This is a genomic window from Brevibacillus sp. (assembly GCF_003521185.1).
In the GTDB taxonomy this organism is placed as follows: domain Bacteria; phylum Bacillota; class Bacilli; order Brevibacillales; family Brevibacillaceae; genus Brevibacillus; species Brevibacillus parabrevis.
The window spans coordinates 4,151-30,316 of the sequence record NZ_DOTK01000013.1 but is presented as its reverse complement, the minus strand read 5'-3'; the positions used below and the strand labels follow the sequence as shown (position 1 = coordinate 30,316).

The 26,166-nt window shown below is 47.3% G+C and carries 26 protein-coding genes; 4 read left to right on the top strand and 22 right to left on the bottom strand.

Annotation, left to right across the window (positions count from 1 at the left end):
• Window positions 1–259: 259 nt before the first annotated feature.
• The 11 genes from DEP07_RS03305 to DEP07_RS03255 all read right to left on the bottom strand — a co-directional run bounded on the left by DEP07_RS03305 (window position 260) and on the right by DEP07_RS03255 (window position 10,090).
• Window positions 260–889 (bottom strand): fumarylacetoacetate hydrolase family protein, encoded by a 630-nt coding sequence (locus DEP07_RS03305; protein WP_122963437.1) that lies wholly within the window; start codon window positions 887–889, stop codon window positions 260–262.
• A 72-nt stretch (window positions 890–961) separates the two neighbouring features.
• A complete protein-coding gene (locus DEP07_RS03300) occupies window positions 962–1,495 on the bottom strand; it encodes a hypothetical protein (RefSeq protein WP_122963438.1) in 534 nt (177 codons plus the stop codon).
• A gap of 157 nt (window positions 1,496–1,652) precedes the next feature.
• A complete protein-coding gene (locus DEP07_RS03295) occupies window positions 1,653–2,264 on the bottom strand; it encodes a VanW family protein (protein WP_122963439.1) in 612 nt (203 codons plus the stop codon).
• Between the two features lie 216 nt (window positions 2,265–2,480).
• Window positions 2,481–2,792: an ABC transporter substrate-binding protein gene (locus DEP07_RS03290; protein ID WP_141254141.1), complete on the bottom strand. Its 312-nt coding sequence runs from the start codon at window positions 2,790–2,792 to the stop codon at window positions 2,481–2,483.
• Window positions 2,782–3,252, bottom strand: coding sequence for a helix-turn-helix domain-containing protein (locus tag DEP07_RS03285; protein WP_287102101.1), 471 nt, complete (start codon window positions 3,250–3,252; stop codon window positions 2,782–2,784). The genes DEP07_RS03290 and DEP07_RS03285 overlap by 11 nt, the downstream gene beginning before the upstream one ends.
• 232 nt (window positions 3,253–3,484) lie before the next feature.
• Window positions 3,485–3,835, bottom strand: a complete 351-nt coding sequence (locus DEP07_RS03280) for a hypothetical protein (protein WP_287102100.1) — start codon at window positions 3,833–3,835, stop codon at window positions 3,485–3,487.
• Window positions 3,836–4,070: 235 nt separating this feature from the next.
• A complete protein-coding gene (locus DEP07_RS03275) occupies window positions 4,071–5,003 on the bottom strand; it encodes a VanZ family protein (protein WP_287102099.1) in 933 nt (310 codons plus the stop codon).
• 28 nt (window positions 5,004–5,031) lie between these two features.
• Window positions 5,032–7,623 (bottom strand): ABC transporter permease, encoded by a 2,592-nt coding sequence (locus DEP07_RS03270; RefSeq protein ID WP_287102098.1) that lies wholly within the window; start codon window positions 7,621–7,623, stop codon window positions 5,032–5,034.
• A complete protein-coding gene (locus tag DEP07_RS03265) occupies window positions 7,620–8,303 on the bottom strand; it encodes an ABC transporter ATP-binding protein (protein ID WP_122963445.1) in 684 nt (227 codons plus the stop codon). The genes DEP07_RS03270 and DEP07_RS03265 overlap by 4 nt, the downstream gene beginning before the upstream one ends.
• A gap of 101 nt (window positions 8,304–8,404) precedes the next feature.
• Entirely contained in the window at window positions 8,405–9,406 is a 1,002-nt protein-coding gene (locus DEP07_RS03260; protein ID WP_122963446.1) for a sensor histidine kinase, read from the bottom strand.
• Window positions 9,407–10,090, bottom strand: a complete 684-nt coding sequence (locus DEP07_RS03255) for a response regulator transcription factor (RefSeq protein WP_217021801.1) — start codon at window positions 10,088–10,090, stop codon at window positions 9,407–9,409.
• A 259-nt stretch (window positions 10,091–10,349) separates the two neighbouring features.
• On the opposite strand from DEP07_RS03255, the gene DEP07_RS03250 reads away from it, so the two are divergent.
• Window positions 10,350–11,669 (top strand): serine hydrolase domain-containing protein, encoded by a 1,320-nt coding sequence (locus DEP07_RS03250; protein ID WP_122963448.1) that lies wholly within the window; start codon window positions 10,350–10,352, stop codon window positions 11,667–11,669.
• A 132-nt stretch (window positions 11,670–11,801) separates the two neighbouring features.
• On the opposite strand, the gene DEP07_RS03245 is transcribed toward DEP07_RS03250, so the two are convergent.
• Window positions 11,802–12,638: a hypothetical protein gene (locus tag DEP07_RS03245; protein WP_063227064.1), complete on the bottom strand. Its 837-nt coding sequence runs from the start codon at window positions 12,636–12,638 to the stop codon at window positions 11,802–11,804.
• A 422-nt stretch (window positions 12,639–13,060) separates the two neighbouring features.
• Complete coding sequence (locus DEP07_RS03240) at window positions 13,061–14,227, bottom strand: SMP-30/gluconolactonase/LRE family protein (protein ID WP_063227063.1); 1,167 nt, start codon at window positions 14,225–14,227, stop codon at window positions 13,061–13,063.
• 543 nt (window positions 14,228–14,770) lie between these two features.
• Here DEP07_RS03240 and DEP07_RS03235 point away from each other — a divergent pair.
• Window positions 14,771–15,427, top strand: a complete 657-nt coding sequence (locus tag DEP07_RS03235) for a TetR/AcrR family transcriptional regulator (protein ID WP_429827534.1) — start codon at window positions 14,771–14,773, stop codon at window positions 15,425–15,427.
• A 481-nt stretch (window positions 15,428–15,908) separates the two neighbouring features.
• On the opposite strand, the gene DEP07_RS03230 is transcribed toward DEP07_RS03235, so the two are convergent.
• The 7 genes from DEP07_RS03230 to DEP07_RS03200 form a co-directional block, all read right to left on the bottom strand.
• Window positions 15,909–16,412 carry a DinB family protein gene (locus DEP07_RS03230; protein WP_063227062.1) on the bottom strand — a complete coding sequence of 168 codons (504 nt, stop codon included), beginning with the start codon at window positions 16,410–16,412 and terminating at the stop codon, window positions 15,909–15,911.
• Window positions 16,413–16,593: 181 nt separating this feature from the next.
• The gene (locus DEP07_RS03225; protein ID WP_063227061.1) at window positions 16,594–17,016 is read right to left on the bottom strand and encodes a hypothetical protein; all 423 of its coding nucleotides are present in this window, start codon (window positions 17,014–17,016) and stop codon (window positions 16,594–16,596) included.
• Window positions 17,017–17,059: 43 nt separating this feature from the next.
• The gene (locus tag DEP07_RS03220) at window positions 17,060–18,121 is read right to left on the bottom strand and encodes a methyl-accepting chemotaxis protein (protein WP_122963449.1); all 1,062 of its coding nucleotides are present in this window, start codon (window positions 18,119–18,121) and stop codon (window positions 17,060–17,062) included.
• A 602-nt stretch (window positions 18,122–18,723) separates the two neighbouring features.
• Window positions 18,724–20,547, bottom strand: coding sequence for a glycerophosphoryl diester phosphodiesterase membrane domain-containing protein (locus DEP07_RS03215; protein ID WP_173595874.1), 1,824 nt, complete (start codon window positions 20,545–20,547; stop codon window positions 18,724–18,726).
• A gap of 260 nt (window positions 20,548–20,807) precedes the next feature.
• Complete coding sequence (locus DEP07_RS03210) at window positions 20,808–22,190, bottom strand: MATE family efflux transporter (protein ID WP_063227058.1); 1,383 nt, start codon at window positions 22,188–22,190, stop codon at window positions 20,808–20,810.
• 38 nt (window positions 22,191–22,228) lie between these two features.
• The gene (locus DEP07_RS03205; protein ID WP_167470251.1) at window positions 22,229–22,816 is read right to left on the bottom strand and encodes a TetR/AcrR family transcriptional regulator; all 588 of its coding nucleotides are present in this window, start codon (window positions 22,814–22,816) and stop codon (window positions 22,229–22,231) included.
• Between the two features lie 219 nt (window positions 22,817–23,035).
• Entirely contained in the window at window positions 23,036–23,491 is a 456-nt protein-coding gene (locus tag DEP07_RS03200; RefSeq protein WP_287102095.1) for a hypothetical protein, read from the bottom strand.
• A 218-nt stretch (window positions 23,492–23,709) separates the two neighbouring features.
• Between DEP07_RS03200 and DEP07_RS03195 the strand changes: the two genes are divergently transcribed.
• Both DEP07_RS03195 and DEP07_RS03190 read left to right on the top strand, forming a co-directional pair.
• Window positions 23,710–24,372 carry a hypothetical protein gene (locus DEP07_RS03195; protein WP_122963460.1) on the top strand — a complete coding sequence of 221 codons (663 nt, stop codon included), beginning with the start codon at window positions 23,710–23,712 and terminating at the stop codon, window positions 24,370–24,372.
• Between the two features lie 160 nt (window positions 24,373–24,532).
• Window positions 24,533–25,033 carry a hypothetical protein gene (locus DEP07_RS03190; RefSeq protein ID WP_173598825.1) on the top strand — a complete coding sequence of 167 codons (501 nt, stop codon included), beginning with the start codon at window positions 24,533–24,535 and terminating at the stop codon, window positions 25,031–25,033.
• A gap of 396 nt (window positions 25,034–25,429) precedes the next feature.
• On the opposite strand, the gene DEP07_RS03185 is transcribed toward DEP07_RS03190, so the two are convergent.
• Window positions 25,430–25,795 carry an imm11 family protein gene (locus tag DEP07_RS03185; RefSeq protein WP_287102094.1) on the bottom strand — a complete coding sequence of 122 codons (366 nt, stop codon included), beginning with the start codon at window positions 25,793–25,795 and terminating at the stop codon, window positions 25,430–25,432.
• Window positions 25,796–25,808: 13 nt separating this feature from the next.
• The gene (locus DEP07_RS03180) at window positions 25,809–25,949 is read right to left on the bottom strand and encodes a hypothetical protein (RefSeq protein ID WP_173595868.1); all 141 of its coding nucleotides are present in this window, start codon (window positions 25,947–25,949) and stop codon (window positions 25,809–25,811) included.
• Window positions 25,950–26,166: the final 217 nt, after the last annotated feature.

Below are 26,166 nucleotides of genomic sequence, written 5' to 3'. Positions count from 1 at the left end.
TTGTGGCACCCGTCTTGGGTACATGGACAGATTACCGCAGGAGGAAACAGGAGGATAAGACCGTAAAATTTACCAATTCAGGAATTAGTAGCATCGGACTACTCAGAAAACAAGCGGCAAAGTAGGCTGTTCTTGCCTTTTAGTTCCATAGCACCAGAAGCCATTGAGAAACGATTTCAATGGCGCGATGCACGAAAAAAACCCATCTTCTGCCTGATCATGTCAGAAGATGGGTTTTCTCTTGGCGGAGTAAGGCTCGTTATCCTTTCAATCTGGCGGTAAACTGGCCCCGCTCTTCGTCGCCCCATTTGAGTGTCAGCACATCGCCGTCTGCCACTGGCCCGACACCCGCTGGTGTTCCCGTGTAAATGATGTCGCCAGCTCCCAGACCGAAATGTTCTTCTACATAAGCCAAAATCGTTTCCAGATCAAAGATGACGTCGCTAATATTGCCTCGCTGAACTTGCTCGCCGTTTTTATGCAGCGAAAAGTCGGCTTGCTGCAAGGCAGACAGCCCCGAGAACGGCTGAAACGGCGTCAAGATTGCGGAATTTTTAAACCCTTTGGCAAGCAGCCACGGATGGCCGGCGCTTTTCAGCTCGCTTTGCACATCGCGCAACGTAAAATCAATGCCCAAGGCGACTTTGTCAATCACCTGCTCAAGCGCACAGCCTGGCTCATACGGTCTTGCGATATGCACGACAATCTCCGCTTCATAATGAAGCTCGCCGCGCGTGCCAGGCAGCGCGATTTCCTGTCCGTTCGTCATGGCCAAAGCGTGTGTCGGCTTGGCAAATATCATCGGCTTTTTCGGTACGTCATTCCCCAGCTCAGCCGCGTGCAGTCGGTAGTTGCGGCCCACACAGTATATATTGCGGATTTGTTCCATTTTTGTCCTCTCCTTATGAAAGCTTGTCGCTCCCATTTACTATATCATGGCAGAGAGGACGGCAAAAGCCGCTCAATACTCGTCAAAGCAGTTGTCATAGCCCGGCCACAGCCTTGCGTTTCCTCTGGCCTCCACTTCAAATACGGTATCGCAAATCGCTTCCAGCGCGCTCTCCAAATCCGTTGCTTCATCAGAAGCCCACATGAACCCGTAGCGGAGTCTGACCATTTGTTCGTTCTTTTCATACAGGACGAACTCCAGCTGCTGGTGCTGCTCAATGACCGCTTTGCGCGCCAGAACGGTTGCGTCGAGCGAAAACAATCCATCCCACTCCGAGATGACATAAGTGGAAGTCACCTCGATCCAGAGAGCGCAAGCATCGTTTTTCCGGCGAAAGACAACAGAGTCTTCGCGATAAAATCCGTATCCAGAAGGAAGGGCGCCTTGAAGCTTGAATGCAATTCCTACAGGCAAGTCTTCCGGCTTCAGTGCTCCGACAAACCTTCCCGGCAAAAGATAGTATTCATCTTGCTGGCAAGAGCTGAGAGGCTCCCCCATCACGAGCACGCGCTGGTTCTTTTTCTCGCCTGTCACCTGTACGTACATTGCGGCACCTCCTTTTCACACAGTATGGTCACGAATGCCTGCCTCAAAACCAAATTGTGTGTGGCTCTATCCATTATTTTACTTTTCCTGAAGACAAAAAAACAGAGAGGTACATCCCAATTTGATGTCCTCCCCGGATTTGCCTGGCTATTCGCGATTAGGCACGCACGATGGCGATCACTACATCGCTGTCTTTGTATGTTTTGGCTTTCACTTTAACGGGAAAATCGTACGGATTTTGAAATTGAAAATCAAGCACACCGAAGGCAACGGTCGCATCCTGGCCCGCTGGCACGTAGCCCACAGACTTGCTGTGATTGTGGCGCTCGACGATCGTCATTCCCGCCTCCGCTGTCGCGTTGTACAAGGTGCTGGAGACTTGGCAAATCCCGCCGCCGAAATCGTCTGTAAGCTGTCCGTTCAAGATGACGCCAGCCTGCTTCCAGCCGTCTTCCTCCAGATTGGAGTTTCCGACTTCTTTATTATAAGAAAAGACAGCTTGTGGCGCGATCTTCTCGTTGTTGATTTTTTTCATCGCCTTTTTGATGTTGTGCTTGCGTGCATCTGTGCTGTCTTTCATCGTCGTATGGTAAAAGCCGAGGACGTCTTTGTCTTTGATGTCCATTTTGTCCAAAAAGGCTTCGCGCTGCTCAGTCAAGGAAAGCTCAGCCGTATCCAAGGCAAAGGCAGGAACGGACAAAGCATGCGTCCATCCGGAAAACAATAAAGCCGTCATCACACCTACTCGCCAAAGCCGAAGTTTGTTCATGCTCCTCTTCTCCCTCGCTTCCATTCATGCTGTCTGTGTATCAGTCGGGCTTGCAAGAACCAAGCCACAACCTCGCTATCCTACTGTAGCCCATGCATGAATGAGCGAGCAACCTGCAAATCTTGGACCGCTTTCCTAGAAAAAGGAAGACCGCTCCCATCCGGGCGGTCTGTCCTGGCTATGTGGCTTTTCTTTTGCACAAACGGGAATGATCGCTCAGCCCAATGCCTGGACGACCTGCTCCAGCTTCTTGGTGTTGGCAATCATTCCGTTGTTCATCCACGTCAAAAAGTCGACCTCGTAAACGTGCTGGTTGCGAACGGCTGGAAGTGCGCTCCACACAGGATCAGCGAGTATGTCACGCTCCGCTCCGGGCGCTTGCGTATGCCACTTGTCAAAGGTCACAAACAGATGGTCAGCTTGCAGATGCGCTAGTTGCTCCCTGGTCAGGCTGACCATCGGTGCATGCTCCGTCTCGGTAAAACCAGGGTATTGCCGATACGGATGCAGCCCCAAATCACGATACAATACAGAGCCGCTGAACCCTTTTTCTGCATTTGCGTACAGAAAAATATGGTCGGCGGAAATGCGCAGCGATATCTTGCAAACGGTCGTCGGTTTGCGCCAGCATTTTTTTCGTGCGCTCAATCCGCACGTCGTTCAAAAAATCGAGCGGCAGCTGCCCTGTCGCCTGTTTAAACAATCGTGTAAACCGCCAACGATCCACCTGGACGATACGCGCCAACTCTTCTACGGTCAACATCTCCTGGCAATAATGAAGCATGTGCTGGATCGAGCGCTCCACGGCTCCGCGCTTGTCGGGCACGCTTGCGGAATCGGCAGACAGCCGCTTGTTTTGGAACAGTAACAAAAGCAATTGCTGAAACCGAACCTGACAGGCAAACGCCGCTGTCTCCTTCTGCGCGAAACGACAGCGCATCATTTCATCCAGCCATTCCAGACAGAGCGAAAACGGAACACCTTGCACCGCTCCCCAGCAAGGAAAGTGCTTGTACGGCTCCCCTGGCTCATCGGCGCTGTTCGGCTTCTACCTGTGCATCGAAAAAGCGAGCCAGTAAACTGATTGCTAGGTATCTACCATGAGCTTTTTCACTTTTTGAAAATGAAATTCATTATCATCAACTCCGATTGTAGCGAAAAAAAGAAAGCTCTTCAACCTATGTTGAAAAACTTTCTTCTGCGTCAATCGCGCTATTGTTTTAGCTGGCAAACAGCTTCAGCAGCTCGTCCATTTTTTTGTGGTTCGCCATAATCGCGCCCGTCTGCCAGTAAGAACGCTCCACCGGATAGACGTTGCCTTTTTTCACCGCAGGGACCGTCTGCCAGACCGGATTTTTCAACAGCTCCTGCAATGCCTGCTCGTTGCCCGCTTCTGCCCACGTTCCATTCGACGGCAAAATAATCAGATGATCAGCGTCAAGCTGCGGCAACGAGTCGCTTTGCACTGCCTGTCCGCTCGCCCCTTCTTTTGCCGCGCAGCCTGTCAGCGCAATCGCCGTTGACAATGCGAACGCCAGCAGACCCGTTTTTCTGGAACTCAACCGCTTCACATCAACCACTCCTACAATATAAATGATTCTCATTATCACTAATTCACAAGCATTGTATCCCATTCCCCCCATTCTCTCAATGCACTTTCTCGACAGTGGCGTTTATACAAATTTGTCTGTTGCTGGTTTCCATAAAAGAAACAGCGGCAAGCCAAGACCTGAAACGAAGTCCTGGACTGCCGCTGTCGTGAGGAATTGGCCAAGGAAATAGTTTCCCCGTTGCGTAATGCCTGGCTCAATTCCAGAAATATTTCATCTCTCTAAATCCCACATCCCATAATTGTTCATTTCCCTCAATGGTGATCGTCAGCTCATTTGCTTGTTCGAGGAAAATTTCAAACACTCCCGGCTCATGGAGTTGGTCTTCTGCAGCCGCGAACAGAAACTCATGTCCATCGACGGCAACCCTTATGCTTCCAATAAAATCCTTTTGGTCGGGAATCCCATAATACAAGGAGAGAAAAAGCTCCTTGTTGCCCAACGTATACGTGTACGTTTCCCTGTTTTTGCCTTCGGCGCTGTACACATTGTATGTGGGTTCTACCTGTTGACCGCCGATTTTAAAGCTGTATGGTTTGCTTCCCGTTGCTGGATTTCCGGTGCTATCTGTCAGTTCATGTAACGCCACAAAAGGTCCTGCTTCTTTGGTGAACACTTTGTCAACAATCGCGCAAAATCCCCACACCCCGATCATCAGGACGACAATGGAAATGCCTGTCGCAGCTATATTTCTCCAGACGTTTTTGGTCCGCATGCCCAGTTTGTACGCCCCGAATCCGATTGCTGCCCCTGATGAGTTTTGAATGACGTCGTTCACATCGAAGCTGCCGAGCAAAGTGAGCGCCTGAATGGTTTCCAGCACAAGAATGGACAGCAAAAACCATGCGATGAATCGAACAAAGCTGGTCCGGTATAGCAACGGAATCAACACGCCAAAAGGGATGAAAGCGGCAATGTTGCCAAAATCCACAAAATCCATCAGTGTAGGATGAAGCAAATCTGCTATACTTGGCAGCTTGAAAAAACTGTCCGGTACAAAAAGAAAGGTGTAGTCGGTCATTTGCCCGATCGTATCTAACCTGCCGAAAGCGAGAAAGATAAAATACAGAATCACCATGGTATAAAGTATCGTTATGGCAAGAATGATCTTGCGCTGCTGGGTAGTCATGGTTTGCTCCTCCAAAGACGATTGCCTATCATGCATGCTCTTGCTTCAACGCATCGATAATGTTTTCTCCTTTTACTTTCGCGCCGGCATACAGCATGGCGGAGCCGACGATGACAAATACGGCGACAATGACAGACAAAATACTCATCCAGGGCAGGGCGAATCCATAGCTGAATTTGTTCGCCAATGCTCGATAGATCAGATACATCACGACGAAGCTGACGGGAAGCCCAAACAGCAGCGCCTTGACCCCGTAAAAAATACTTTCGTAGTTCAGCATCTTCGCAAAGCCTTTTGGCGTCATTCCAACAGATTTCAGCATCGCAAATTCTCGCTTGCGAAGGGCTACACCCGTCGAGATCGTGTTAAAAATGTTCGCAATGGAAATCGCTGAAATTAATACGATAAAGCCATAGGAAAAGACGGACATCAACAAAATCCGTTGTTCTTTGCTTTTTCTGGATTGATACAAATTGTAGACGTGCAGATTGGTCTCATGCAGCTCTTCGATTTCTTGCTGCGTTTTCAACGGTTCCGTACTTTTCAAATGGAGAAAGGTCTGAACGTGAGCCAGCTCCTCGGCATCAGCGAGTCGATTCATGACGCGTTCCGAAACGACGATGTTTAACCAGCCTATTTCTGGCGTGTTCATCCCCATAGGAGCTTGATCCGTCAACGCAGCAACGGTCACTTTGTTTCCCTTCGTTTTTTCTCCCGTTTCTTTATCGCTTTTCGCAAACTCGATACTTTCACCGACTTGTGTATAGATCGCTTTCGCTTGGACATATTTTCCCGTAGCCATCTCTTTGTAATGAATCGTATCCAGCACAATCGCGGCAGGCTGATCCGGATTCGTAAGCTGTTCGTAATCTGCGCCGACCGCTTTGGCATAAGCTTGCAGACTCGAATCGTCTAAGGCGTGAATTATTATATCGTAAGCATATTTTCCGTTCCGGAGCAAACTCCTATCCTGCTTAACCTTCTCTCGCAATTCATCGGCGATGAGCGCTTCGTCGACCCAAGCGTTTCGGTACAACGCGTGAATCACGTTGTACTCCGTTACGTTATCAAGGGAGGCAATGGATTGAACCAGCCTGTCGTCGATTCTTTTTCCATCGCCGTACGATACTTCCATATCGTAATTGACGCCTTCCTGCGACAGTTCGATGGATTGCTTCAGACTGGCGGTAAAAAACGATACCGATAAAAACAAAACGATGCTGACGACGAGCGAAAAAACGATGGCATGGTATCTCCGTTTGTTCCTTTTCAAGTTTTTCAAGCCGATCTCCGCTTCGATGCCAAACAGCTTGCGAACGAGCTTTGACGTTTTCACCGCTTTGGCCGTAAGCTTTACATCGGTAGTTTGGCGAATCGCGTCCATGGCGGAAATCTTGGATGCTTTGACTGCCGGGAGATACGTCGAAATGAAAATCGTCAACATCGAAACAACACAGGTAATCAGGATCGATAACGGTGTGACGACGAGCGTCAGCTTTTCCGCCGTCCATAATGCCCCTTGAATCATGGAGTTTATGAACCAAATCGTAATCCCAATCCCGGCAAGACCGCACAGGATGCCAACGGGAATGCTGATCAAGCCGATGACGACACCTTCAAAAAGCACTGAATTTCTCTTCTGCCTTTTCGTAGCCCCCACGCTCGCAAGCATCCCTAAATGGCGGGAACGTTCCGAGACGGATATGGCAAAAGCATTGTAGATGAGCGACACCGAGCCGATCATAATGACCGCCATCAGAATCGCCGTTAATGAAAACATCATGCTGTACGACGCTTCGCTTTTGGACAAGCCGTAATAATGAAGCAAGTCGTTATTATAGTGAACGGTTTCGATCTGGTTGCTCTCAGCCAAATTTTCCGCATGAGCGAACAAGGTCGGATTGACTTTCTGCAAAGCTACCGCTGCATTAACCCGATCGTTTGCCCCCATGATGGTTTCATCGACATAGCTAATGACCGTATACCCCGGTGCCCACGCCGTTTCCCATTGTGGACGCTTGATGAAGCCTACCACCGTGTACTCTCTTGTCTTTAGATGCTGCAACGTTTCGGTCAACTGGTTTTCTGCCCTGCGCAGCGGTTCGGTTTGATCCAGGGGATGATCGCCCCCGTTCTCGAAGCGTTCGCCGACGTGAAGGGTGAGACGATCGCCGATTTCGTACTTCACTTTGGCGTTCGTGGCAACGGCTTCGGAAATAACGACTTCCTTGTCCGTTTGCGGAAGACGCCCCTTGCTCAATTCAACCGGAAATTGCGCGAAGCCTTGCGCATCATATTGCTTGATGAACAAATACGGCTTGTTTGCATTTTGGCTCCCTGCCAATCGGGAATAGCCGAGATCTCGTGTGATCGCAACGGTTTTGGTTGCCTCATCGTCGCGGATCGCCGCAAGCTGTTCTTTGTTTACATCTTGATATTGGACGTGCCACTCCCCATTATCTGCGATGGCTTGCCTGATCATTAAATCCGCAAAGGAAAAAACGAGCGTAGCAACAGCGGTCACCATCGCGACGGAAATGATGACGCCGATGATCGTTACGAGCGTTCGTCTCTTGTTTTGCTGCAAATGCCGGATGGTTAGCGTATGGACAATGTTCATCGCCGGATCACCTCGTCTTTGGCAATCCTTCCGTCTTCAATCGAAATGATCCTGTCGGCTTGCAAGGCGATGCGTTCGTCGTGCGTGATGACGATCAGCGTCTGATGATAAGTTTTATTCAACATTTTTAACAAGTCGACGATCTCGCTGCTGTTTTTGCTGTCCAGATTCCCGGTCGGTTCGTCTGCCAGCATGATCGCAGGATTGCTGATCAGCGCGCGGCCGATCGAAACCCGCTGCTGCTGCCCGCCGGATAATTGATTGGGCAAGTGGTTTAAGCGATGCTGCAAATTCAACGTATTCACAAGACTATCCAGCTGCTTTTTATCTACCTTTTGTTGATCCAGCAAGAGCGGCAGCGTCATGTTCTCTTCCACCGTCAGGACGGGAATCAGATTGAAAAACTGGTAGATCAGACCGATTTGTCTGCGCCGAAAGATGGCGAGCTGCGTTTCGTTCAAGGCATACATGTCCGTCTCTTCCACAAAAACGTTGCCGCCAGTCGGACGATCTACGCCGCCCAGCATATGCAGGAGCGTTGATTTTCCCGAGCCGGACGGTCCGATAATCGCGACAAATTCGCCTTTTTGGACCGAAAAAGAAACATCGTCAAGCGCCTTCACCGCCGACTCGCCTTTGCCGTATGTTTTGGACAAATGCTCAATCTTTAAAATTTCCATTGTCAAACCTCCATAGCTGTGCTGATGGCTATCATTTTAATGGGCTAAAATGACTTTCAAGTGACGATGAAGGTGACAATTTAGTCACTTACGGACTGCCGCTAAATCACTTGCTTATAAAATTTAATCCGAAACTCGGTCCCCTTCTCGCTGCTGCTCGTCACATCGATCACGCCGTTCTGGCTGGCAACGATGCTGTGCGCCATCGCAAGCCCGATGCCGATGCTCCCTTCACTGGCGTTCTTGCCTTTGTAAAAACGTTTAAAAATATACGGCAAATCTTCTTTCGGAATGCCTTTTCCGTTGTCGGCAATGATTATTTCGGTAAACAACGCGTTTTCAAAAAAGGTGATCGCGATTGCTCCGCCTTCATGCGTGTGCTCCACAGCATTTTTCAAAATGTTGATGATTGCTTCGGCTGTCCAATTGAAATCGCCGACAAAAGAGACGTCGGCATCGCCTGCGATGGAAACCGTTTGTCGCTTGATGTCCAGCGGAATCATCACCGGCTCCAGCGCCTTTTCGATCAGTCTGTTCACCGGGATTCGATCTTTTTTGAATGGGACGGTCTTCGCGTCGATTTTCGACAGCTTTAATAAGGAAGAAACAAGCCAATCGATGCGTTCCAGCTGGATGCGAATATTGTGGGTGAACTCCGTTCTTTTGGCCGGAGGGAGGTCGGGGTCGCTTACTAAATCCGCCATGACGGTCATGGAGGTGAGCGGCGTTTTGAGCTGATGCGAAATATCGGAAATCGCATCCGTCAGTTGCCTTTTATCCCGTTGCAAAAGCGAGCGGTGCTCCGAGAGCATGAGCGTCACTTTGTATATATTGTTTTTTAAAATGCTCAGCTCGCCTTCTTGATTATCGCGAACGTCAAGGGAGTCATTGCCGTTGCTAATTTCCCGCAAATAGACGGACAGCTTGTCAAGCTCGCGATATCTCCATCTGGTAAATAACAAACTGCTGCCCATGAGCAAAATCGATAAAATGAACACGAGCGCTGCGGCGACAGGCGAAATAAAAGCAGCGGCAACGAGCGCCGTTACACTGATCAAGCCCATGACGAACAATAACATTTGAATTTCCCGATTTCGCAGCATCTACTCACCAACCTTATAGCCGAAACCGCGGACCGTTTTGATCAATGTCGGATGTTGCGGATCATCCTCCAGCTTTTCCCGCAGCCTTTTGATATAAACGGTTAACGTATTATCGTTCACGAAGTCGCCAGCCACGTCCCAGATTTGCTCCAACAACTGATTTCTTGTGAGCACTTGTCCAATATGGTTTCCAAAAATCAGCAACAGGCGATACTCCAAGGCGGTCAACGGAATTTCAGTGCCGTTTTTATGCACTTTGCCCTCCAACGTATTGATGCGGACATGGTCGATGTCTATGATCGTTTTCGTTTGAGACAGCTTCTGGTATCTGCGCAAGACAGACTTGATTCGGGAGAGAAGCTCGCGAATCCGAAAAGGTTTGGTAATATAATCGTCGGCCCCCATGTCAAGCCCCATCACGACATTGACTTCATCGTCGATCACCGTCAAAAAGATAACCGGGATGTCTCGGCGGTCTTTCACCATTTTGCACAGTTCATAGCCATTTCCGTCCGGAAGCGATAAATCAAACAAGCATAAAGCAAATTGATCGATGTCTTCGGCGAGCACCTTTTTCGCTGAGGCGACATCATGGCAAAGCACGGTGGAAAAACGATCTTGTTGCAGCGAATATTCCAGACCGGACGCGATCGTTTTATCATCTTCGACTACTAAAATTTTCATCCGCAGATCATCCTTACGATAGAATCACATTCATTTTCCGACTTAATTTCGGCATTATAACAAATTTTTTCAGCAACAGGCAAAAAAATGGCCGTTTCGGCGCGCGTGAATGGCGAAACGGCTGTTTTGGTTGCTTGATTCTGATTGCGGAATGAGTTATCCGACCTTCCACCAGAAAATTCCTAATTCCTAAGTTATTTGTTATCATGTTGATAGTTAGCATGTTGCGTTGTGTAACTTCATAGGCAGGGGGAAACTCATGACAGTAGAGGAACGGATTCATCATTGGTTCGAGTCATACGAGAGAAATGGTTACCTGAACGGGTCAATATTGGTTGCTTCCAATGGAAAAATTCTCCTAAACAAAGGATTTGGTATGGCGAATCGGGAACATCAGGTACCGAATACGCCTAACACGAAATTTCGCATCGGTTCCATTACGAAGGCTTTTACAGCTATGTGCATTTTTCAATTACACGAGAAACAAAAATTGAACATAACGGATTATGTCAGCAAGTATCTCCCCTATTATCCCAATAGGAACGGCGTCACGATTTATCATTGCTTAACAAATACATCTGGCATTCCCAATTATACAAGTCATCCAGACTTTTGGTTGCGTACCATGAGACTTCCCTCCTCGTTGCATCAACTTATCGATTCATTTAAAGAGCAAGATTTGGACTTTGAGCCTGGAAGTAACTACGGTTACTCAAACTCTGGCTATGCGTTATTGACTGCCATCATTGAAGCTGTTTCAGGCATGTCCTATGCTGAATATTTACAGCAGCATATTTGTCTTCCGTTGGGTATGTATCATACGGGATGTGATGATGGCGTAAAAGTTATACCTGGTTTGGCTTCCGGATATTCATTTTGGGAAGAACCGATTCATCCCGCCCATCCAGATATGTCTTTTCCGTTAGGAGCATATGGCATGTACTCTACTACGGAAGATTTGCTTATTTGGGATCAAGCCTTACAATCAGCGAAGCTTCTTAACCAAGAACTATCGGAGAAAATGTTTACTCCGAATCTCGGCTCCTATGCTTGTGGTTGGATGATCACTGAATTATTCGGTAGAAAATGTATGCACCACTTTGGAGATATTAGCGGATTCTTTAGTGATTTCCTCAGATTTTTGGAGAATCAAGTTACGATCATCTTTTTGAGCAATTTAAATGTTACCCCTGTCACACATTTAAGTAGAGAAATAGCAAAAACCATATTTGAGGAACATGTCACTTTCCCACCCCCCGCTGACCGTATTGAGTTCACAAAGCTGGACTTTCTAACGGGAAGCTATTTCATTGAAAACAAGATCAATATATCCCTGGAAGTTTCTGCGAAAAATCAGGAACTTTATTTAACGGTTCCGAAAATGTATGGCGTGTTATATAAATTCAAGCTTACTCCGGTCAGTCATGACTCTACCAAGACAACTTTTATCACGGAAACCATTTATGAACAGCTTACGTTTTATCATTCAGCGTCCGGCGAAATAACACAGCTGGAGTACACCGACTATTACGGCGATATTCATAAGGCGTGTAAGGTAGAATCGTTGGGCCATACATGACCGGATAAAGCACTCCCTTTCCGGTCAAGCCTCCCCTTAACACCTCGGCTGGCTTATCCAGCGAAAAATAAAAAGGAGCTTGTCACAACATGACAGCTCCTAGAAATCCAATAGGTTCATACGACTTGTGCTCTAGCCGACAAACGTGCCAAGCAAAGACGGCCATACAGAAATGTTCTCGCGGCAGTGTGGACATACTGTTTCCCCCGCTAAATAATGCAGCTGCCTCACCAATGTTTGCTCCCCGATCGCTTCCGCCTGCTCCGCTAATGTTCGAATTTCTTCCTCTGCAAAAGACGGGGCCGGAACGATTTCATGGGGTGTCTGCTCCGTGTGAAAGACGGGATCTTGTTGAAACACTTGCAGGATTTTTGCCGGATGATCTTCCTGAGGCCATATGTATACATCTTCTGTGCAGGCCGGGCACACGGCCACATACTCGTCGCCGTTCATAAAAGTCATCAACATATTGGCAACAGCATGCGAACCTCGATAAGCGGCATCCGCCACCAAAATATAACGCTTCTCCGTCTCATCCAGGGAAGAATCGGCTGCATAGGAGAATACTTCTTTTGTTAGCGCCTTGAGCTTCGCAATGGCCTCTTCATATTCACGATACAATTCCATACAGACAGAGCTGCCTGCATCTTCAGCCAACTCCGCCCAAGATTCGGGAAATGGGTCCTCGTCGCGCTCATCGCGGCTTGCCTCGATGACACCGCAATTGATAAACAGCTCTTTGCGCACTTCCGCATCAGATGTAGAGCAGGCTATTTGTGCCAAAAACGGCATCGCCGCATATGTAGCCGTATAGATCGTATTTTGGTGGAACAAGTGTTCCTGAAAAAGTTCGTCAAAAATGCCCTGGTCATATTCCTGTATCAATTGCTGTAATAACACAGGTACGTTGTCTGCGGTACTGTAAGGTCCTGTCAGCTTTCCCCATATATCGCTATCCCACTTTAGCAAGTTTTTCCTCCGTTGGTGAGCAGGCTCAAGCCTCTTCCTTTTCTCCCATGAGCCTGCCTCTATCGTTTATTGGCTGACGAGCAAATCCAATCGCCCTTTCCATTGTTGTTCCAGCGCAGTTTCTCGTTTTCTCGCAAAAGCAGTGCGTTTCAGCCGGAATGGTCTGCAAATCAATCTGGTAGAGCTTTCCTCTTACCCGTTCAGCTTATTGTATCACATGAAAAGATTGGCAACAGGGTCAAACATCCCAACTCTTGGAAATCATACAGGATGCTTCTTTGCTTAATGGATTAATCGGGTGATACTGATACTGCTACGGCACGGCACAGCGCGCCCCACTGCTCTCACTTCCGCCCGCGCAGTATCGTGATCGTGCGAATCGCCGTCTTTTGGGAGCTGTGGATCGTGCCAAGATCCAAACATTATTTTGTTAAAAGCACGCGATGAACACCCTTGCTGCCTCCCGGTGCCGTTCCTATATATAAATATCCGTTATGGCTTACAGCCGTAGTTACGCCATACAGTTTGCCTTCCGGATCATGCCAGCTTCCGATCAGCTCCCCCTGCGGGCTGAGCTCTACAGCAAGCCCATGCTTTGCCGGTGCGCTAGCCCCGCTAAGCAGCGACTCCGGCAATTTGGCCATGGTACTGGCTAGCCAAGGATTGCTATGCATCTGATCTACAAAAGAAATGCGAGTCGTGTAAATACCTACCCAGAAATGACCTTGATCATCACGCGTAATGTTGTCTGGAAAGCCTGCGAGATTATCTGCGAAAATATCAGATGTACCCTTCTTCGGTCCTTTAATCCAGTATCTGGTTAATTGATAACGATACGATTCGGCCACTAACACAAAATCTTCATCCGCAGACAAGGCAACTCCGTTTGCAAAATAAAGGTTTTCTAACAAGACGGTCGTTTGCTTGGTTTTTGGATCGTACTTCAGCAAACGACCATGCGGCTTGTTCTCGGCAATTTCTTTGAAAGTTACACTACCATAATTCGAAGTATCCGAAAAATAAATGGAGCCGTCCTTGGCAATATCAAGCTCGTTAGCTAGATAGATCGGCTTACCATCCACTTGATCAGCCAATACCTCTATGTTCCCGGATGGATTAATGGAAAGTAGTCCTCTCTTGATGTCAGTAACGATCAAATCGCCTTTGGCATCGAATATAAGCCCATTAGGGGTTCCTTTGGTGTCTGCAAAAAGTTGGGCTTTTTGCGGATTCCCCTCTGCATCGAAAGGAACCTTGTAAATTTTCCCATCCGAATCTCCTGTATATAGCTGACCTGCTTTATCGAATGTAATAAATTCAGGGAATTGCGGAGCATCAGTCACAAGCTGAGCCGAGCTGAGTTTCCTGTTTTGTTTCCACGGACCCGTTTCCTCAAAAGACGGAGCCGTCGGTGCTAACCATTTTGCAGGCTGGATCGGTGAAGGTACAAGCAAGAAAACGAGTATTCCTAGAACGAGCACTGCGAGCAGCGATAGCCCCCATCTGTATATCCTCGCACGTAATCGTGAGCGTTTAGGGCGATTCACTTCTCCAGCAGATGTAACGGATCGAACTTGTGTATTAGGCATTAGCGTGACTCCTTTTTTCATTTAAGCGTGATTTTAGATTTTGACTTCCAAAATATTGCTTTTATCAAGCTAAGAGCGTGAATGCTTCTCCAGTTTCGGCTAAAGCTGGGTTCCCTCTCTCGCAAGATCCATAACTATAGCCTCGGCTTTGATGCTAAACGTTTTTCTTGTTTGGCCAGTTGCCTCGCGAATGGCTCTCCAATACCGAAGAAGCTCCCATGATGCGCGTCCATTTACCTTAAATCTTCATAACGCCACTCTCCCTTTAGATACTTCGTTTTATTTTGGAAACACCGTTACCGAATGAGCAAAAGTTACTATTGCCGATGCTCAAGGGACGCAACAACAATCTTTTCATTTGGTAACAGTGTTTCTGTTCGATCTCATTGTATCCGTGCTTTATTAGAAAGTCAACATGCTCTTTGAATATCGTTGAACATCTGCCGTCTCATTGACAATCGCTTAACAACTGTATAAAATTCCTTGCAAGAGCGTCAGAAACTTTGTTTCCTGACGAAAACCTGATAACCGAAGGTGATGATTATTAGCGATCAAGATCTCTCCTCCACTGCGAACTCACGAGTGTTGAAAACTTACCAAGAAGCCCGCTTGCAAAATATTGAAAATCTCCGCAAGCTCGTTGTTGACGCTGCTGCAATGCTCTTGCAAGAAGAAGGTCCGGAAGCCGTTACGGTACGTAAAGTAGCGCAGCAAATGGGTTGCTCGACAAAAATCATTTATAACTTGTTTGTCAATAAAGAGGGATTGGCTCAGCAGTTGTATCTGGACGGTTGTAAACTTCTCGCTAACGAATTAGACGGAACGCCGCAAGCTGCTGATCCTGCACAGCATTTGCAGAATTTAGGCGAAGCCTTTTGGCAGTTCGGGCAGCGTTACTCAAGTTATTATAAATTGATGTTCGGAGGCGCATTCGCGGATTTCAAACCGGATGAGGAAAGCCTAAATGGTACCAAAACGGCCATGCAGCAATTATTGACAGTGATCAACAATGCACAAAAGCAAGGTCTCATCGCTGGCCAGTATGCCCCTGAATTAGTTATACGCGTATTCTGGGCTTCGCTCCATGGTGTCATTCATCTTTACATGGGGGGACATTTGGGAGATGTACAGTCTGCACATGCGGTATATAGGCAAACATTGTCTTTCATTGTAAACTCGTTAATTCCGAATAAAACTTAAAAAACGGCAAGAGGCTTTTTAAAAAAGGCAGATTAGCTAACATTAAGCAAGCGGAAACATTGATTTATCAACGTTTTTGAAATGAATAAGGGGCGTCCCTCAGCCGAAAATCGACTTTTTGGGACAGCCTCTTGTCTTTTAAGCGTACATTCCATGATAATTTCAACTTCCATTCTTTGCTTTACCACTATTTGTGATACGGTTCACCTCAGCGGGCTGCTGTATCAGCTCTGCAAGATGGTCAAGCTCACTCCGAGAATAGTTCCTGTGGACAAATCTGCTTGTGGATTTGAACTTTTCCGCTGGCAGACAGGTTGCCTCTACCTTTTTCACGGCTTCAAGAAACGGCTTCAAGAAAAGAGGATTGCTCCACCTCGATTTGGAACCCTTTCACCTCTCTCTGCACACATAAAAAAGCAGCAGTGCAAGACCTTGCGCATAAAGTCTTAGACTACTGCGATTATATGCCGTTTTACTCACGTTACATTTTCGGGGCTTCCATCCCGAAAATCGCCCATTCTTCTTTTGCCGGGCCGTAAATCCCTGGAACGGTTAAACCTGCCTGTCGCATCAAAACGGTCATTTGTCCGCGATGATGGCTTTGGTGCAAAATCAAAAACATCAAGAGCGCTCCATTGGGCATTTTTTGACCGAGAAAATCTATCCGTTCTTGCAAAGCATCGTCGCTCCATTGCGTTTGTACAGCCTGCACAAAGGCATGACTGGCTTGCTGGTAACGCTCTGCTATGAATGACGCCGAAGTAGGAACAGGCCAATCTTTTTCTGTAGCTTCAAATGTTAAGTCGGTATTGGAAGTAATGATGCGAATGGCCGCTACCGTATGCCAGGCCGTGCGTCCCAAATTCCAGTTCTCCGGAGTGATTTCCTGTTTCAGCGACTCATCCGTCAGATGATTGAGCACTCTTTGTGTTGCTGCGGCTTCGTACTCCCACGATTTTACAAAATGGTCCAAGGTTTGGAACATAGCCAACCTCCACCTCCCTGATCGTTATTGATGATCAGTTCGCCGCACAAATGGATAATCCTCCCAAACACGAAAGCGAACAGATTGGCGATCATTTCAAACTTGTACGTATCTCCCATTGTTGCCTCCCAATCCGCTTATGCTCTCGATTATGAAGCGAAAGTCGTCACGAAACCAACGTCTACTTTCTCCACAAAGTTTTGTTAATATCCGCTAGCCTACTTAACGCTTCTTCTCTGGTATTGACAAACATCAGCTTACGGTCAAAATCGGGAATTTGCTTCGTCAGTCTCGCAATTTGAGATTGGGCGATTGCAGAGGTTAATTTGGTCATAAATCTATGTTTGAACGAAAAGTCGTCCGACACATAAAGAGTCAAGGCGTTGACGAGAGCGGTTTGTACCTCTGTAGAGGATGGTTTGACGTCCTTGACATCCACAATCAGTGCGTATTCGCTTTGGTTCGGAATTTGATTGGCCGTATTCATAAACTCCATGCAGAAAGCCCCGCCCTGCTCCAAATCAAAAAGCCCCTCGGCAAAAGCAATAAAGATACGAGTCTCTTTGTCCACAATCATCCGATACGTCCCTGAACCTTCTTTCATTTGTTCTTCCTCCTTGGTTTGTGAACAACGCTGGTTCACCTATTTAGATTTCTTTGAACTCTTCTACAACTCGGCGCATCTCTTCTGCCATATTGTTCAGTTCTTGAATTTTGATACTAGCACTTTTGATATACCCAGACTGCTCCGCTATGGTACTTGACACTTGTTCCGTAGAAGCAGCCGTTTCCTGAGAAACTGCCCCAATATTTTCGAATAAAGCTTGCACATGCTGCATATTTTCATTCAAGCTTCTCATTTCGCGCATCGTGTTATGGATATCTTCATCGATATGAATAACGGAGTGACCAATGGTAGCAAAAGAAGCAGTAACGTTAGCCACTACTTCATTCTGATCATGTACAATCTCATTAATGGTTTCAAACTCCGAATACGTAATGCCAATTGCTTCATTAATGTCGAAAATGATCTTATTAATCCCAGTCGCTTGCTTCTTAGAATCATCCGACAGCTTGCGGATTTCACTGGCTACCACAGCAAACCCGCTCCCGTTCTTCCCAACTCGTGCAGCCTCAATCGAAGCATTAATGGAGAGAAGATTGGTTTGCTGAGCAATCTCATCGATTAGTTTGGTAATTTTTTCGATTTGACTGGCTTTTTGCTTCACATTACTCATGGAAGCGACCAGATTTTCAATGACCATCATGTTTATTCTCATGGTTTCTTTTTGCTTCTCAATCATCAAGTTGCCTTCCTCAATCGCTTGATTCACTTGCCTGACCATGATGGCAGACGTTGTCAAATCGCCTGAAATCTTTTCAATAATATCCAGAATACTCTTGCCGGAAACAGCAGCCCGCTCAATGGAATTGCAATTATTGACAGCTCCTTTGGCAAGCTCCGAGGTAGCCAAAAAGATTTGATCGATTCCATTTCGAACGCCCTTGATTTCCTCCAGTAGTTCCGAGGAAGAGGCAAACACAAATTCGTTAATTTCCTCTGTACACGCCACAAACTTTTCGATTCTTTCATCAAAAGCGGAACTGGCCAATTGTGTTGAGAAAGGAACTATTTCCGTCTCTGCAACGATGCTCTTTTTCGAGCTCATTGAAACTTTGCTCCACAGGCTTCTTGTTGTCTTTAACAAGGCGCTTTCCCTCCTGATCTTCTAAGCCTGATACTTCTTAATCTCTTACTTACGCAAAGCCGCTATTACGTTGCATCATCTTCTGCCTTAACCGCAGACATAACTAGGAATAATTACTCATTGTTTCTCAAATGATTGCGTTATATGGGTATTTTATACCAGTATCGTTAAGCTTCTTGGCATTTTGTGTTAAAATTTGTCGAAAAAATAGACGCCCCTCACTAAACAAGGGGTGTCCCTCAGCCGAAAATCGACTTGTGGGACAGCCCCTTTTTATTTTGTACAGATGCATTTTTGTGAAAAACCCATAAAAAAACCTGGACCGCGTCCAGGCAATCTGTTAGAGAATGCGAAAGTTGGTGTGATCAAGACTGTTTCCGTCTCAATCGCCTTTGTTATTGTAACACAAATCGTTTTCGAGTCAAAGAAAATTATCGGACAAGCGCCACAATGTAGATGCACTCGTCTTTTCTACGAGTTCTACAAACTCCACCTCCGTCCAACAACAAAAGATAGAACGGCACATAGAAGCAGATATATCCGATTATTGGAAATAATCGTTATCAAATCAGACTGCATCTGCGCGGACTGTCCTTTGCTCGCTAAATCCGCAGGAAAGTCAGCCAATTGGTGAACGAAACCACAGATCCACTTCTCAGCTCTTCCACAACGGACAACGCTTCCTCCGGCTCATCCGTGATAATCCCATCCACGCCCATACTGAAAAAAAGCTCCATATTGTCCCTGTCGTTCACCGTCCATACGTAGAGAGGTTTGTTATGTTGTTTGGCAGAAGCGACGATGGATTCGTTGACCATATATTCTTCCATGACGACAAAATCGGCATGGAGCTGTTCCAGATCAGGGACCCCGGCGAACATGATGAACCCGACCTGAAGCTCTGGAGCCGCCTCTTTTAACTCCTGAACGATTCCATAATCCAGCGACTGGACGACGCATTCGTTCTGAAAATCATTGGCGCGGATGGTCTTGATAAATGTGTTGACCAGGTCGCGTTCTTCCCCGTGTGTTTTCACTTCTATATTCAGCTTGATTTTTCCGCGAGCGACCTGCATGACTTCTTCGAGGGTGCTGATCCGGCTTGTGAAAGTGCCTTGCTTGACCTCAAGCTGCCTTAGCTCATCCATCGTCAACTCATACACTTCTGCGTTGCGCCCCGTCAGTCTTTTCAGATTGGTGTCGTGAATGACAGCCAGTTGCCCGTCTTTCGTTTCCAGGATGTCTATTTCTGCATAATCCGCGCGAGCATTTATCCCGCCTTGAATCGCTTCGATCGTATTCTCGGGGCCTTCCGCAACATAGCCGCGATGGGCCATCACCGTCAACTTTTGCTCGCCAGGGGCCACTTCGCTGAGGGCGGGAGCCAGCACCATTGCCGTTCCGAAGGCGATGATCGACCCGAACGCAATCAGCTTTTTTCCATGCCTGTGAAACAGCTGATAGCTCTGGGGTGAACGGTTTTCAACGGCGCTTCCTTCCGGCATTTGCAAGACGGCATGCCGCGGGTCCGCTTTCGCCATGTATATACGGGTCAGCGTGGTGATGTAAATCGGCGATACAAACAAAATCGCCAGGTACAACGCAATGACAACGCCCTTCGATACGACAGATCGCGCCGTTTCGGCAAAAGCTTCCCCTTGCGGCAACATGACGTAGAGGAAAATCACTACGGCCAGGATCAAGACTACGACGATGATAAACAACAGAAAAACGGACAGCAGCACCACAAACATTTTCAGGTAGCTCTTTCTCAGGATCGCTGCGCTTCTTTTGGCGGCCTGCCGGAAGCTGCTCGTTCCCTCGATGACGATCATATGCAACAGGAAAGTCCACCTGATATTGAAAAAGGTCAGGACGGCAAACACCCCTGCATAAAGCAGCGTTCCCCAGCCCGTTTTCAACAGCTCTCCCGAAATAAAGTTCGGAATTTGCAAGGAAGGCAGCAAGGTGGAGCCTCCTCCCGCGCTCAACAGGGGCAAAAACAGCAGCAAGTAAACGGCCCAGCCAACAAAACCGTACTTGAAAAGCGAAGGGATATACGAAACAGATTGCAAAAATGCCGGAATCAGTCCGATTCTCTGTCTCTTTTGCCCATAATACGAGATTATAATCTGCACCGAGAATTCCAAAAAGATCAATATCGTAGCGGCAGGAATTAATATCAGCATGCATAAAAAACCGTACCTGCTCATAACGAAAGACAGCAGCTCGTAATTCGTCGCACCAGCGTATCCACCCAACCGAAGCAGACTGTGGAAGACGAACGAAATCGCCGGAATGAATATGAATATCGTGATGACCTTGTACAGCAGCTCGAAAAGGAAAATCTCCCGGTACGTAAAAGCCAACGTTTTGAAAATATCGGCAATCAGACTATGTACAGGGGCTTTCTTGGTAGTGCTCATGTTTTGGTTCCTGCTTTCAAAAAAGATATCAGGTCGCTTCATTTTAGCATAAAAGCCTTGGCTCCGCCGCATGACGGCTTGCTCCCGCACTTCTACGCCGCCAAATCCCCGATCTTTTTGACCAATTGACAGAAATGGTAGAAGGATGGAAAGAAAAAATTTGTATTAGTAGGAAATATTAGCTTCAAGTAACCCTGCGTAGCAGCGCGTGTATTGCCAAGCTTCCTGTAAGTTGTTCGTTCTTTCAGCCTTGGCACCAGTCACCCTTCCAATGTTCCGCGTATGGACGAGCCAGTTGCTGGCAAGCTTCTGGAACGTCGACGCACGTAAGCGTAGACCGTCAGCAAGACGATCAGCTCCGAAAGCGGAATCGCCAGCCATATCCCCGATGTGCCGAGCCAATGAGGCAACGTGAGCAAAATGGCGACCATCAACAGCATTTCACGGGCTACTGTAATCCATGTTGCCATCCGCACCTGATTAGTCGCCTGGAAATATGTCATCATGACAAAATTGATGCCCATGAACAAATACCCTGCGAAAAACAGGCGAATGCCCGTAACAGCCAGCTCTTGCACTTCTGCGGCGAACGAACCGAATGCTGCGACGATGCCGTGCGCGGCGACCAGCCCGATCAGAAATACAACAAGCCCGGTTCCAAAAGCGGTGCGAACGGCGATCCTCATTGTCGCCTTTTGCCGCTCCACCAGCTTCGCTCCCCGATAATAACTGATCAACGGCTGGATGGCCGAGCCCATCCCGAGAAACGTCATCAGCATGACGCTATGTATGTAATTCAAGATCGAGAACGCAGATACGCCAACGGTTCCTGCCCAGCGTACCATCGCCATGTTATAGCCTGCGGTAAAGACGGCGATGCCGATTTCCGCCACAAAACTGGGAAAGCCAATCGTAAACGTTTCTTTCGAAAGTTCCCGGGAAAAACGGGGAACGGCGAAGCGCAATGCACTATCCTTGCGTAAAAAATGCAGCGACAACACGACAGCTCCCAAAGTCGCGGCAATGACGAGGGCAAGTGCTGAGCCCGCTACTCCGTAATCGAGCACAAACAGAAACACATAGTTCAAAAGAATATTGAAAAATGCGGTGACGAGTAGCGATATCATCGCCAGATTCGGGTTTCCGTCGTTGCGGACGAAGACACTGAACGTGTTTTGCACAGTAATGGCGAACCCGCCGACCAGCAGTACGTTCATATATTCCTTCACATAAGGCAACGTATCGTCGTTCGCCCCGAGAAAGACGGCCAACGGCTCGCGAAACAGGAAAGCGAGCGCTGCCAGCAGCAACGTCAAGCCGAAAATCAGCGTCAACGAATGGGTAAATACGGAGCGTGCCTCCTTGATTTGCTTGGCTCCCAAATGACGCGAGCAGATCGTCGCCCCTCCGATGCCGATCCACAACGATAAGGCAAAATAGATGGAGAACAGCGGAAATGTAACGTTGACACCGGCAAGCGCCACTTCACCAAGCCGTTGCCCGACAAAAATGCCGTCCACGACAACGTTCACTGACATCATGAGCATACCGATGACAGAAGGAACCAAGTAACGGACAAATACTTTCCCCACAGAATCGTTTTCCAAAGACAACAATTGGTTATGATCTTGATTGGTATTCATGCCTGCACCTCTATTCGATTAGCTGAAACTGGACAGACTCACTCTTCCCGCTCGTCGCTGCCCGGAACAATTCCTCGCCACAGCAAGGAAAAGGTCGTATTTGTCACATGGAGAAAATAATCCGGATTTTCGAAAATGAGCTTGGCCGTCGCCCCTTCGTAAATGGTATGCACAGCCAAAGCGCTCGCCTTGGCGTCGGCCTGAATAGTCGAATCTCTCCGGAAAGCAAGCTCCAACAAATGAAGCAAGTGATACGAGTACAATTCATACATTGTAATGAACAGCTCCCGCAATTGCTCCGGGGGCATAAAAGCCATCAGAAACATCAGCTTGACATTTTGATTGTCCAGATAGCGGTCTTTCATTTCGATCACAAACCGATCAAGCAGCGGGCGCATCGGCTCCCCCTTGTGCTCATCGAAGAAAGAGGTCAGAAAAGCCATCTCCTGCTTGGTCGCTTCCTCGTGAATCTCTATGACAAGCTCTTTTTTGCTGGCAAAATGCGCGTACATCGACTGCTTCTTAATCCCGACCGCATCGGCAATATCCGCAAGCTTCGTTCCCTCGAACCCGTACTGCAGAAGATGACTGACCGCGACTTTTTTAATCTCTTCTCTTCGGCTCACAAACGTCCCACCTTTCGAATGACTTCTCTCAATACCTGACCACAGTCAGTTTTTGGAACAAAAACATAATACCATGCGAAAATGTAAGCAGCAACAAAAAACTAACCGCAGTCAGTTTGAGGTTATTACTCTTTTTGTTGTACGAATCATCTGACCATTTTGCTGAGCTTGCTGTCTTCCCATCATGAAGATCCGCTCTATCGTAAAAATCCTTCGTCTCTAGCCTTGCTTGTTGATGAGAAAATCCAGCCACCAGCCATCTTGCGGATGCAGGAAAGCAGGGCTATTGCCGACGTTTACAGCCGAAATCACAAGCTCCACTGCTCGCGCTTCCTCCGATTCAACAAACAGCACTTTGTTCGGTCCCGGAAAATCCTGTTTGCTGGACGTTGACTGAAAAAAGGCTTGCGCTCCCCGCACTTGCACTCTCAGTCGTATATTCCGGTTTTGGAAATGAAAACGTGCAGCGTTCAGCACGAGAAAAGCCGAAGAAATGATCCCGACTGTGATCACTTGAATGTTCCTTCGTTGCTTCGGGGCGATTTGAAAGGACTTGGCCCCACCTACATTGCCGCTCAAGGAGAATCTTTCGAGACGAATCACTCGCGCGCGGATTCTCTTAGGTTTATGCTTCAGTTTCAGTTTCTTGACAGGGGAAGATTTTTTTACTGCCATCGCTTGTCACCTCCTCTATCAACAAATGCTGGAAACAAAAAGTCGGCAACGGACAAGTGTACCCTGGAACAAAAATAGCTTCCTGCCCATCGATCATCTCGCTCCTTTTCTTCCCTTTGCCCCGCGAATGGGGAACAGACCAATTACGATTCATTCGTTTTTTTGTCCAATCCCCCATCTGCATTTTCGAATAGATTATCGCATGGAGGTGAAATAAATTGAGCAAAGACAAACTAAAGGTAAAATATACCGATAGCTCTTTAAAGGAACCTTTATCCAACGAAGAGTATAGACAGACTTACGCTGATATGAATGATTTAAATGAAGCGGCAAGCGCGTTTTTTCGAATCCCTGTTTTTTTTAGCCACCAAAACCTGTTTACTCTTGGACCATCGCAGCCACCGTTATCACCGGAGCAAAAATTCATCATTCGGATGTTTAAGGAAATCAAAAAAGTTCTGCTTTTTCCTAGGACGATACCGAACACCGACCAATATCCGAATACAACCTTGGAAAATATCCGGACAATGATCAACTCCAGTTACGGTGCGGCAGCTGCTTTATTAAAGCCAACAAGTGCAACAGGTCAAGGAGAACCTTATACCCCCTTCTTGCAGATTGAACCTTCCATGGCACTGCAATACGGACTCCCTTTGCTCCTTGTGAAACAAGATACGATTTCAGCAGGAGGAATTTGGGGTGATGCCGGTCCGCTTGCTCCCTACACGCCACTGACCTGGCACTCTTCAACCGGTGTAACCGTGAATGAGTTTTTTGATAGTGTTCAGTGGAAGGAGGCTTTGCAAAACTGGGCAGGGCAAGTGCGCAGCGGTTACTTTATTCAAACAGGCCCTGAATTTAAATATACTTGCCGTAACTAAATGAAAGATTGCAGGGGACTACAAATGGCGGTTACATTCCCCGTTACAAGTCCCCCTATTTAAACTTGCCTGCCTATTGTTGAATTTTCCGTAACAGGATCAGGTCTGTTGCCCCACCCTTTGACGTGTATTGGATACTAGAAAGGAAGCGATCCAAACGATGGCAAATCCAAACCTCAATCTGAAAAAAGGAGAATGCGTCGGAGTCGTGTACAAACAAGCGGGCGTTTGGAAAGTGCATGACGGAGTTTTGACTGCACCGATTGCGGATGGCAACAAGCCGCCGAATACCGTTACAATCATTCATTTCGTCGTGAATCAAAAGACTGGCAAACTCGTACGGCAAACACGCAAATTGCAAAATGTGAACCAGGTGCTGCGGACCATCAATAACCCGACGTTCGCCTTAAAATGTCCCTCTACTACCAATCCGAATCTGCGTGTAGGCGATTGTGTCGTTGTCAAAATAAATAAAGTGAACACGCCATCAGGCTTGGATGCCAAAAATGGTCTATTAGTCTGTTCTCTACAAAACCGCCTCGCCCCAAAAGGGAGAGTTTGGATTAATCATTGGAAGATCATCACGAAGACTCGACCTCGCGTTTTCCTGGAAACCAAACAATATCCGAACGCGCTTTTTGTGCGAAAAGTAATGGTCTAAACACACAACACTTCGATCCGTGACACTGGCAAGCAAATTCAATGGTTTGCAATGATCAAGTTGTACATCATTATTGTTAATTACGTACAACACTTATGTTCATACACACGATACGCAAAGTTGTGAAGTGAAAAAGATCCCGGCCAATGACAAACTTTGGCCGGGATCTTTCCATTTTAAAAACGATAAGCACGTTGAATTTTTCAAGCATACAGGTCATGAGCGGTCACATCCACTTTCCTAAAAACGCCGAGACGTTTTTCACAGAAAAAATCCCGTAGTCACCTGTTGGTAACGTACGACATTGACCTCATACCAAGCAACGTCGAGCTGTCCGTCTCAGAAATTAACCTGCGGGATGAAGAAACGTCTGTAACGCATGCGGATGACCCGGTTTTATTGGATGACAAGCTCTTCCAGGTGCACCTTCAAGCGCTCGTTTAACATCGACTTGGCAAGCGTCTCCGACACGATCGGGTCAACCAGAACAACGTTCTTGAGAAAAAAGAAATCGGCGTCTGCCGCGCACTTCTCATCAATAACTACGGACCGGACTCCTTTGACTAAGAAGCTATCGGGATGCTCGCCCTGCGCCAGCCGCTCCAGAACCAGAGCCTTGCCCGCGTATTCCGACTGCTGATAGTCAAAGCAGGACAAGCGTTGCTCTGCATGAACGAGAAAATATGTTTTCTCGGTATTTTTGCCGTTGAAGTAGCGCGTATCTGCCTGTATGATCTGTACGTCACATTTATGAAGCTTCAAGAGCGCAGCCAATTCAGCCGATGCAAAAAAAGCCCCTGAGGTCGTTACTGCATGCCCCGACTTGGTAGTATGTTTCAAGCGGAGGGTCAAATACGACATCGACATCGATGTAGCCGCCGTCCGGATAGGTATGTCCGAGCAGAAAATATTTCATCCCTTCCCCCCCTCATAGAATAAGCCAGCATGTCTATTTTAACTCTAATTGCTCATAGGTTCACCAGTATTCTCCAAAAGAGTACAGGCAGCAACGGAATCGCCGAGGAATCTCGCCCAAGCGGTGACGATAAATAAAAGACCCTTAAATTACGAAACTAAGCAATTTAAGGGTCTTTTATTATGTTCGCAGTTGATGCGGTCGAGAGGACTTGAAC